At 35.2% G+C, this 8,208-nt stretch carries 10 protein-coding genes, 1 pseudogene and 1 riboswitch; of the genes and pseudogenes, 9 read left to right on the top strand and 2 right to left on the bottom strand.

The window, feature by feature from the left end:
* The 5 genes and pseudogenes from AC1DJR_RS11250 to AC1DJR_RS11230 form a co-directional block, all read left to right on the top strand.
* The coding region (locus AC1DJR_RS11250; RefSeq protein WP_477002631.1) for a DUF4430 domain-containing protein at window positions 1–384 on the top strand (384 nt) is incomplete at its 5' end.
* 23 nt (window positions 385–407) lie between these two features.
* Entirely contained in the window at window positions 408–1,286 is an 879-nt protein-coding gene (locus tag AC1DJR_RS11245) for an energy-coupling factor transporter transmembrane component T (RefSeq protein WP_477002630.1), read from the top strand.
* Window positions 1,259–2,920, top strand: coding sequence for an ABC transporter ATP-binding protein (locus AC1DJR_RS11240; RefSeq protein ID WP_477002629.1), 1,662 nt, complete (start codon window positions 1,259–1,261; stop codon window positions 2,918–2,920). The genes AC1DJR_RS11245 and AC1DJR_RS11240 overlap by 28 nt, the downstream gene beginning before the upstream one ends.
* Window positions 2,893–3,594 (top strand): ECF transporter S component, encoded by a 702-nt coding sequence (locus AC1DJR_RS11235; RefSeq protein ID WP_477002628.1) that lies wholly within the window; start codon window positions 2,893–2,895, stop codon window positions 3,592–3,594. Before AC1DJR_RS11240 ends, AC1DJR_RS11235 begins: the two co-directional genes overlap by 28 nt.
* Before the next feature lie 108 nt (window positions 3,595–3,702).
* Window positions 3,703–3,952 (top strand): annotated as a pseudogene (locus AC1DJR_RS11230) (YwiC-like family protein); the annotation flags it as partial.
* Window positions 3,953–3,982: 30 nt separating this feature from the next.
* Here the strand turns inward: AC1DJR_RS11230 and AC1DJR_RS11225 are convergent.
* Entirely contained in the window at window positions 3,983–4,174 is a 192-nt protein-coding gene (locus AC1DJR_RS11225) for a hypothetical protein (RefSeq protein ID WP_002110871.1), read from the bottom strand.
* A 121-nt stretch (window positions 4,175–4,295) separates the two neighbouring features.
* Window positions 4,296–4,394, top strand: a riboswitch (SAM riboswitch).
* A 38-nt stretch (window positions 4,395–4,432) separates the two neighbouring features.
* Between AC1DJR_RS11225 and AC1DJR_RS11220 the strand changes: the two genes are divergently transcribed.
* From AC1DJR_RS11220 to AC1DJR_RS11205, 4 genes are all read left to right on the top strand, one after another.
* Window positions 4,433–4,753, top strand: a complete 321-nt coding sequence (locus tag AC1DJR_RS11220; protein ID WP_002110869.1) for a hypothetical protein — start codon at window positions 4,433–4,435, stop codon at window positions 4,751–4,753.
* Between the two features lie 215 nt (window positions 4,754–4,968).
* Window positions 4,969–5,406, top strand: a complete 438-nt coding sequence (locus AC1DJR_RS11215; protein WP_477002627.1) for an SWIM zinc finger family protein — start codon at window positions 4,969–4,971, stop codon at window positions 5,404–5,406.
* Window positions 5,407–5,428: 22 nt separating this feature from the next.
* Window positions 5,429–6,004, top strand: coding sequence for an NAD(P)H-dependent oxidoreductase (locus AC1DJR_RS11210; protein ID WP_429687730.1), 576 nt, complete (start codon window positions 5,429–5,431; stop codon window positions 6,002–6,004).
* Window positions 6,001–6,354 carry a group-specific protein gene (locus tag AC1DJR_RS11205; RefSeq protein ID WP_131232961.1) on the top strand — a complete coding sequence of 118 codons (354 nt, stop codon included), beginning with the start codon at window positions 6,001–6,003 and terminating at the stop codon, window positions 6,352–6,354. Before AC1DJR_RS11210 ends, AC1DJR_RS11205 begins: the two co-directional genes overlap by 4 nt.
* Window positions 6,355–6,394: 40 nt before the next feature.
* Here the strand turns inward: AC1DJR_RS11205 and AC1DJR_RS11200 are convergent, their stop codons facing one another.
* Window positions 6,395–7,741, bottom strand: a complete 1,347-nt coding sequence (locus AC1DJR_RS11200; RefSeq protein WP_477002626.1) for a short-chain fatty acid transporter — start codon at window positions 7,739–7,741, stop codon at window positions 6,395–6,397.
* Window positions 7,742–8,208 lie beyond the last annotated feature (467 nt).

Raw genomic sequence — 8,208 nt, 5'->3', positions numbered from 1 at the left:
GGGCAACAACAGGTAACTGTGCCGGCTCCACCGCAGCCAGAACCAAAGCCAGAACCAAAGCCAGAACCAAAACCAAAGCCGCAACCGAAACAAGTAACAATCTCAGTAAAAGGAAATGAAGGGTACTTATTAGGTGCGAAAAAGGTTGATGTTCAAGAAGGCGATACAGTTTACAGTGTGCTAACGGGCACAGGATTAGAGATTGATGCAATGGGATCTAAAGGTGATATTTATGTAAAAGGTATTAATGATTTATACGAGAAAGATATTACTGCTACTAGTGGATGGAAATATCGTGTGAACGGTGCTTTTCCAAACTATAGTGCTGGTGTAGTTAAAGTAAAACCAGGCGATACAATCGAGTGGGTGTTTGTATTAAAATAGGAAAGGATCTTCGGTAAAGGACTATGAAAATAAGCTTTTCTTCTTTACATCCTTTTGTKAATTTTTTCTATTATATTGGGGTGATGATACTATGTATGATGTGTCTTCATCCTCTTTTTTTAATTGGAGCGATTATACTAATCGTTATTATAAATATCATGCAAGGGAATAGCGAAAAGATAAGAAAGATGTTACCGGGTACAATCGTTTTCTTTCTTATGGTAATTTTATTTAATTCTTTATTAACACATAGAGGTGCAACTACTTTATTCTGGTTAGGAGATAGCCGGATTAAGCTTGAGGCCTGTATGTATGGACTTGTTATGGGATTATTATTAGTTGCGATTATGTTTACGTTTGCTTCTTATAACGATATTATTTCGAGTCATAAATTTTTATATTTATTTTCAAGAATTTCACCGAAAGTTGCATTGTTAACGATGATTACAGTACGGTTCGTTCCTTTGTTTATTAGGCGATTAAAGAAAATTACACTCGTCCAAAAAACGAAAGGTGTGCAATTAGATTCAGGTTCACTCATTGAGCGTATAAAAAATGGGATGAAATTACTGCAAGTGTTATTAGTTTGTTCGTTAGAAGATGCACTACAAACAGCAGATTCTATGCAAGCTCGTGGATTTGGTGTAACGAAACGTACGACTTATATTCGGTATAGAATGGAAAGACGCGATTGGTACACGCTAAGTTATTTAAGTATTCTATTTATAGCCTCATTCATATTTAGTTATTATGGCGGAGGGAAATTGATCATTTATCCGAAAGTGGAATCAATACTATTCCAGCAATAYGATGGAATKATGTTTWTMYTATTTATGATGTTTRTTAGTTTACCGATTGTAATGGAAGGAAGGGAATGGATATGGTGGCGCATACAGAAATAAAGAATTTATCATTTATATATGCTGATGAAAATGAATACGCGTTACAGCATATTTCTCTTTCTGTTCAAAAAGGAGAATTTATAGTACTTGCTGGTGGTTCAGGTTCTGGGAAGACAACTTTATTGAAACATTTCAAAAAGGAGTTACTTCCAATTGGCACGCGTTCTGGGCATACATATTATGATGGTGCTTTATTAGAAGATGTACCAGAGTTATTATCTGCCCAAGAAATTGGTATGGTATTTCAAAATCCAGAAAATCAGCTCGTAATGGATACAGTTATTCAAGAACTAGCATTCTCTTTAGAAAATATCGGTTTACCATCACATATTATTCAAAAAAGAATAGCGGAGCTCATTAGCTTTTTGGGATTTCAAGATTTATTACATCAATCTGTTCATACTTTATCTGGTGGTCAAAAACAACTTGTAAATTTAGCTGCGGTGTTAGTCATGCAGCCGAAACTATTATTACTGGATGAACCGACAGCACAACTAGATCCGATTGCTGCGAAAGAATTTTTAGGATTATTAAAACGTATTAATGAAGAACTTGGAATTACGATTATTTTAAGTGAACATCGTTTAGATGAAGTGATGTCGCTAGCGACTCGTGTCGTTTGTATGAATAACGGGAAAATTGTTTACGATGATATTCCTAAAAGTGTGATAGCGAACATGTGGGAAGTAGAAAAGTTCCGTCCATTCATTCCGCAAATTCCAAGATTGTTTTTAGAGTGGAATGTGAAAGAGATTCCATTTACAGTACGAGAAGCGCAAATGAAAATGAATGATTTTTCAGCGATACAATATAGTAATCGGCAAGTGGAACAATGTGAAAAGCAAGAAGTGATTTTAAGTGCAGAACATATATCTTTTCAATATGAAAAAAGTAGTCCACTTATTTTACGAGATTTAACAGTGAACATCGAAAAGGGAAAATGGACAGCTTTAGTTGGGAAAAACGGAACAGGGAAGTCTACACTGTTAACGATTTTAGCAGGATTGCAAAAAGCTAGAAGAGGTAAGGTAAAGTGGAATGGAAAAGTGATACATAAAATTGATTCGAAAGAACGATTTAAAAGTATCGGGTACGTATCGCAACATCGATACTATCATTTTACATTTGATACAGTATGGGAAGAGGTTTATGAGCGTGCGCGTGAATTATATGGTGAAGAGGGAAAAACAATAGCAGAAGAGATGTTGGAAAAGTTTTGGTTAAATTCGCTTAAAGAGCGCCATCCRCATGATTGTAGCGGSGGAGAGCAACAAYTACTCGCATTATGTACAACKTTATTRTCAAAGCCAACTTTATTATTACTKGATGAGCCGACAAAGGGACTAGATCCATGGAAAAAGGAAAGAGTWGGAGARTTATTTAAACAGTTGCAAAAAGAAGGTACAACAATTGTAATGGCAACGCATGATATTGAGTTTGCAGCGAAATACGTTGATCAGTGCATGATGTTATTTGACGGGAAAGTCATTATGAATGATGCACCGAAAGAGTTCTTTAGTGGTAACTTCTTTTATACAACATCTATTAATCGATTCATCCGTAGAGAGTTGCCATTTGCATTAACGTGGGAGGATGTGTACGAAGAGTGTCCAAACGATATGTTGCATTCATAATATTTATTTTTGCTGTTGTAATATGTACACTACTCTTTACGACTTTTATTATGGACGGGTATTACATGGTAAGTAGTTTGTTTTTATTAGCTGTCATTATGTTACCTTTCTATGTTCGTTTTGAAAGGAAGGCGTTTGTTTCACGTGAAATTGTTATCGTTGCTGTGTTAGCGGCGATTGCAGCGGTTAGCCGGGTACCATTTTCTATTTTACCAAGTGTACAACCGACTTCTTTTGTCATTATCGTTTCTGCAATTGTCTTTGGAAGTGAAACTGGCTTTATGATCGGTGCAACGGCGGCTATTGTATCTAACGTTTTTTTAGGACAAGGTCCGTGGACTCCGTGGCAAATGTTCTCTTGGGGCATGATCGGGTTTATAGCCGGACTATTACGTAATACATTTTTAATGAAAAAACTATGGGGAAGACTGTTGTACGGATTCGTTGTTGGATTTATTTTTGGGTGGATTATGAATTTCTGGGGACTTCTTGGTTTTATACAGGAAGCAACGTGGGAAACAGTTATTGCTTACTATGTCGCAAGTTTTTCTTTCGATCTTAGTCACGYGATATCGAATGTTATTTTCCTTCTGTTATTTAGTACGTCATGGATTACGATCCTCACAAGWTTTAAAAAGAAATACGGTATATTAGATGAGCATAACGTRACATAGAAAAGCATACTCATATAAGGTAGGGTCGCGACTTACATATTCGTTTGCCTCTTTCATGCTTCTTACATATTGTAAGAAGCATTTTTTATTGTCAAAAAATAGATTCAATATATATCCATTATTTCATTTCTATATTTTTTAGGAAGTACGTTTTATATAATGGGGATATCATATTGTATTAACGGTAATCGTATTTACTATAAATCCATGGTGCTCACTCATATTTGTACCAAGTGTAATTCGGGCCATTATGTTGTATGGCAAAACGATTTCTATATTAAAAGTAGGGATTTTAGAAATTGTTAATTCTGTATATTTTTTAATAATAACGGCAATAATGATGAAGTATGCCATTTGAAAAAACTTCCCATCTTTTGATGGGAAGTTTTCATTCTTGTTCTAAAATATGAACGGTATAATCACATCTTTGTAATGCTTGTTCTACAGCGTAAAGGGATTGTTCAATACGTGCGCGATTAAAATCTTCTTCAACAGTTTGTAATGCATCTTCTAAACAATGTTTCGCTTCTTGTAATGATTGAAATGAATCTTGTACGTATCCACGAGCGTTCTTTTGCAACGTAGTAGCCTCCTTCTGTACATCTATTTGTAGTATGAACAGTTAAGAAGAAAATATAATTTTTTATATTTATTTGACAATTATAATGAAATTACGTATAGTTAAATTTAAAGTGAATATTTTCTTATCCAGAGAGGTGGAGGGACTGGCCCGATGAAACCCAGCAACCGCGATGCAGGTGCTAATTCCAGCAGAACATATTTGTTCTGGGAGATAAGACGAAGATATACGTAACTTCTTCTTATCGGAGAGGTTTTTTTGTTGCAAAAAAACCGATTACGAAAACATATAATAAGAAGAAAGGGGTTGCGAAGTACTGTGACACTCGAAAAATACGTAAAACTGCGTAGTACAGTTTATGAATATATGATAGAGCAAGATAAGCCAATATCATTGTTAGATATTCAAGAACATATCGTTTCGCATCATGAAGGAAAATTCACGAAAAAAATGTTACATCAATTTTATTTATCAAGACTATTAGATGAACTCAAACTGGATGGGAAAATTACTTTAGCTGATGATGAATATCGCTATGCTGAAAAAGGGGTATTTTATAAAGCGGGAAAAGGGAGCTAGGCTCTCTTTTTTTCTTGAAATAACGAAGTATGTAGCGTAAAAGACTGCTAAAGCAGCCTGATACAAGGGAATGGTGTTGAGTGTGTAGTGTCAAAGATTGAATGTGCCTGAAAGAGGCACTTCATATCGGCTGCAAATGAAAAGAGACACCTTCGCCGAATAGGTGTCAGTTGTTTTGTCACGTAGACTCGCTACTTGACAGTTATTAGAATAACATGCAGGATTTTGGAAGTCAAAAGGGAATTAAAGGAAGAGGTGTTGTTATGTACGCTTACTTATTAAAAGATATAACGAAATGGATTCCAAAGTACATTATAGATAGAGGGCATGAATATTATGAAGAAGGACATGTAGAAGATGTTGAAATACACGACAAGAAAGTATTTGCGTTCGTTACTGGAAATGCAGGGAATTATGAAGTGATTATTGATCTTGAAGATTTTGCAGAAARTAGCTGTGAGTGTCCTTATGAAAATTATTGTAAACATATGGCGGCAGTTGTGTATGAAATCCAAGGTGCTGGTGAGAGTACAGTTAAAGAGCAATTGAAAGGTTTAGAAAAAGAAGAGTTACTAACAGTATTAAATCGTTTGTTACAAAGTTCGAAAAATGTGCAAATTGTAGAGACGATGTTAAAGAAGGGGAAACTTTAACTAAAGAGGGAGTTGTTTTGTAGTGAACGTACTAATTATATATGCTCATCCTAATCCTTCAAGCTTTAATGGGGCAATTTTAGAGCATGTGCAAAAAGGACTTGAGGAAACAAATCATTCTGTTACGCTACTTGATTTATATAAAGAACAATTTGATCCAGTGCTTGTATTTAATGAAGAGAAGAAAAGACGTGATTTACTAAATGAAGAAGAGACGAAGCGATATAGAGAATTAGTGCAGAAAGCGGATATTCTTCTTTTCATATATCCGATATGGTGGTGGGGCATGCCTGCTATTTTAAAAGGATTTATCGATCGTATTTTTGTAGCTGGATTTGCTTATAAATATGAGGGGTCATTACCGAAAGGCTTATTTAAAGGAAAGAAAGCATGGGTTATTAATACGTTAGACTCACCGTTATGGTACGTGGCCCTATTATATCGATCAGCGGATTGGATTATGATGAAAAGAGGGGTTTTACGTTTTTGTGGTATTCGCAATATAAAACGTTCTGCTTTTCAATCTGTGAAAACGAGTAAAGTAACGAAGCGTGAAAAATGGCTGTTACAAATAGAAGAAGCGGCTCGTACATTATGAATGAAATCGATCGTATTATAAAGTGTTGCAATTGTGATGACGAACTTTTGCGTACGTATATTAATTGTTTAGTCCAATTGAAGAAATACAGCGAAACGTTTCAACAAATTCAAATACAATTAAGAAATGATTATTTAATAAGAGGGATTTGTGAAAGAGAAGTTGATGAGGTAATAAAGGGAAGTAAAGAATATGAAACATATTTTCTTCCTAAAGTATTGCAGTGGAATTTCCTTAAGAACAATCCTCATATGATTGAAAAAGTGTGTGAAGATTTGTTTACATATGAAGCATTAAATCATGCAGAGGTAGAGTGGAGGAAGGTAATAAGCTGTATAGATAACGAATGATTTATTGTATAAAAAAGCTAGTATRAAACTAGCTTTCCATTTAAATAAATAAGAAACATAGACTAATGATAAATCCTGCATATAGTAAGTTAACAACACAAAATCCCATAATATCACGMGCGCCTAAACCAGCTATCGCTAATGCCGGTAATGCCCAGAAAGGTTGAATTAAATTTGTCCAAGCATCSCCCCATGCAATTGCCATCGCTGTTTTCGCAGCAGGTACACCAAGTTCAGCGCCAGCTGGAATCATAATTGGTGCTTGTACTGCCCACTGACCGCCTCCAGATGGAACGAAAATATTAACAATTCCAGCACTTAAAAATGTAAAGAGCGGGAATGTGGTTTCATTTGAAATACTAATAAAGAAAGTAGAAATAGCTCCTCCAAGCGAAAGACCTTCACTATTTACTCCAATCATCATCCCCATAATTCCAGCATAGAACGGAAACTGAAGTAAAATACCTGAAGCACTCTTAGTTGAGTCAGAGAAAGCGCGAATATATTGAATCGGAGTACGGTGGAAAATAAGACCGGCAATTAATAACATAAAAATAACGATATCAAGTGTAAGGTTAAAGCCTTTCGTACTAAAATAGTTAAAAATATAAATAAGACCTAATAATCCGATGCAAAGTGTAATAATCATACTATTTTCCATTTTTTCAGCGAACGTATTGTTCCCTACTTCTTGAGCGGCAGCTTCTTCATGGAATACGCTAGGATCTACAGTTATCGTATGTTTTTCATCTGGATGCATGGCCCGGTTAATGAGAGGCATCGTAACGAGAAAAATAATAACTGGCACGAGTGCGTATGGTGAGAATAACGTTTCTGTTATTGGAATCGCTTCTTTAATACTTCCAGCTRTCGTTTTAATTAACGTTTCGCCGCCAGTTGCTAACGTAAGAGGGATAGAAGCAGAAAGGCCTGCATGCCAAATGAGAAATCCAGAGTAGGAAGAAGCAATTGCTAACCTATAATCTAATCCTTCTAACTGTCTGGCCACTTCTTTTGCATATAAAACCGATACAACAATACCAAATCCCCAGTTTATGTATGCTCCTAGTAAACTTACGATTGAAATAGCAATAATACCTTGTCCATTTGTTTTCGGTAATTTCGCTGCTCTCGTTAATCCTTTTTTAATAAGAGGAGCGTTTGCTAATGCAGATCCTGTCACGAGTACAAGCGCCATTTGCATAGAAAAGGCGAGCAGTCCCCAAATTCCATTGCCCCAATGATTAATCATTTCGATCGGTGTTTGATGCGTTGCAAACATGCCAAAGAAGATAACGAAAACGGTTAATAAACATGATAAAATAAACGGTTCTGGCAAGAAGCGTTGCACTAAGGTGACACAACCATTTGTAAAGGAACGAAACAAAATAGATCAACCTCCTTATGTATATTTATTACAATATTCGAGGTTGTTTGAGTAATATCCTTTAGTATATAGAAAATTCAGATATCAAAGAGTGATTGTCGTAATTTATTGATAGATCGATATTAATAAACTATGATAAGAAAAAGAGTCTCGCATTCAGGTTCTATTTTATTTTTAATAAAATAGAACCAAAAACGCTTGTTTAGGGGGGAGCACTTAGTGGGATAGCATACTCAGGAGAAAGAAAGGTTACCAGTTGAATTGAAGAGGTATTATTAAATAAACAAGGAACKTTCCAYACAGGYTTTAATGACAATGGRASARTTTCATTTATGTTACAAAATGGAAAAAAATAAAGTTCATCATTYCGRAAGMAACTTTATTYTCATCAATAGAAGAAAKTTTCCACCAMTATCAGCAAACAATCTCCATAAGAGAAGTATATTAAAGAGGGAGTATCAATGAAG

This window comes from Bacillus sp. 05T31, assembly GCF_056396725.1.
Note: the sequence above shows the minus strand (reverse complement) of the source record. Positions and strands in the feature narration are given on the sequence as shown.